This is a genomic window from Heyndrickxia shackletonii, assembly GCF_001420715.1.
Lineage (GTDB): Bacteria > Bacillota > Bacilli > Bacillales > Bacillaceae_C > Margalitia > Margalitia shackletonii.
Genome location: NZ_LJJC01000012.1, coordinates 1 through 1424, shown reverse-complemented (window position 1 = coordinate 1424; position 1424 = coordinate 1). Strand labels below are relative to the sequence as shown.

At 44.0% G+C, this 1424-nt stretch carries 1 protein-coding gene; it reads left to right on the top strand.

Annotated features, from left to right (window positions below; all coding sequences use genetic code 11):
* Positions 1 to 454: 454 nt before the first annotated feature.
* Complete coding sequence (locus AN964_RS21765; protein ID WP_213083986.1) at positions 455 to 1387, top strand: hypothetical protein; 933 nt, start codon at positions 455 to 457, stop codon at positions 1385 to 1387.
* The last annotated feature ends 37 nt before the right edge of the window (positions 1388 to 1424 follow it).

The window sequence follows — 1424 nt, the reverse complement described above, 5'->3', positions numbered from 1 at the left end:
CATTGGCTCCATTTCATTAGGGTTGGTTGTATTCAATGTTCTACTGCATGCCGTGAGCATCATATTAACGGTGTTAGCCCTGGGGAAAAGTGAAAACAATGGAATCTGCAAGGGAACTGTAGTGAGGGAATATAATGAAACAGTTAGGATAGAGAAAGTGACTCAATGGTACAATACTAGTGTAGTCGAATATGTACCGCATTGGAACGAGGGCACTTATATAAATAACACCGAACCAATATGTGATGTCAAGGGCTTTGCACCGTTTTCCAAGGACAACGGGATAAGAGTTGGCTCCAGGGGACATATTTTTGTCATAAGAGAGCCTTTCGTCTCTTGTTCACCTGTAGAGTGCAGGACTTTCTTCCTCACTCAGGGAGCTCTACTCAATGACAAACACTCAAATGGAACAGTGAAGGATAGAAGCCCATTCAGAACTCTCATGAGTGTCGAAGTGGGTCAATCACCCAATGTATATCAAGCCAGGTTTGAAGCTGTAGCATGGTCAGCAACAGCCTGTCATGATGGCAAGAAATGGATGACGATTGGTGTAACAGGGCCAGATTCTAAAGCAGTAGCAGTAGTCCATTACGGAGGGGTGCCTACTGATGTTGTTAACTCCTGGGCAGGAGATATATTAAGGACTCAGGAGTCATCTTGTACTTGCATTCAAGGTAATTGTTATTGGGTAATGACTGACGGTCCTGCCAATAGACAGGCGCAGTATAGAATATACAAAGCAAATCAAGGCAAAATAATTGGCCAAACAGATGTCAGCTTTAGTGGAGGACATATTGAGGAATGTTCTTGTTATCCAAATGATGGTAAAGTGGAATGCGTGTGTAGAGACAACTGGACGGGAACTAACAGGCCTGTGCTAGTTATTTCGCCTGATCTCTCTTACAGGGTTGGGTATTTATGTGCAGGATTGCCCAGTGACACTCCAAGAGGGGAAGATGCTCAATTTGTCGGTTCATGCACTAGTCCCATGGGAAATCAGGGATATGGCGTAAAAGGTTTCGGGTTTCGACAGGGAACTGATGTGTGGGTGGGGCGGACAATTAGTCGAACCTCCAGGTCAGGATTTGAAATAATAAGGATAAAGAATGGTTGGACGCAGACAAGCAAAGAACAGATTAGAAGGCAGGTGGTTGTTGATAATTTGAATTGGTCGGGATACAGTGGGTCTTTCACTTTACCAGTAGAATTGTCTGGGAGGGAATGTTTAGTTCCCTGTTTTTGGGTCGAAATGATCAGAGGCAGGCCAGAAGAGAGAACAATCTGGACCTCTAGTAGCTCCATTGTAATGTGTGGAGTTGATCATGAAATTGCCGATTGGTCATGGCACGATGGAGCTATTCTTCCCTTTGACATCGATAAGATGTAATTTACGAAAAAACTCCTTGTTTCTACTGATCACGCGT